The sequence below is a fragment of the Streptococcus sp. HMSC072D05 genome, assembly GCF_001815805.1.
Taxonomy (GTDB): Bacteria; Bacillota; Bacilli; order Lactobacillales; family Streptococcaceae; genus Streptococcus.
Genome location: NZ_KV822042.1, coordinates 1 through 287 on the forward strand (window position 1 = coordinate 1; position 287 = coordinate 287).

Genomic DNA, 287 nt, shown 5'->3' on the forward strand with positions numbered 1-287 from the left:
ATCCCATTGTGTGTGGAACACACCTTCACGGTCTTTACGTTCATAAGTATGTGCACCAAAATAGTCACGTTGTGCTTGGATAAGATTAGCTGACAAATCTTCAGAACGATAACTATCATAGAAGTTCACACTTGCAGAGAATCCTGGTGTCGGTACACCGTTTTTAACGCCTGTTGCTACGACGTCTCTTAATGCATCTTGGTAATCTGTAACAATATTTTTGAAGTATGGATCTAATAATAAGTTTTCAAGTTCTGGATTATTATCGTAAGCATCTTTAATTTTTT

General features: G+C 36.6%; 1 pseudogene. It reads right to left on the bottom strand.

What is annotated here, in order from left to right:
• Positions 1-287 (bottom strand): annotated as a pseudogene (locus tag HMPREF3057_RS09560) (NADP-dependent phosphogluconate dehydrogenase); the annotation flags it as partial.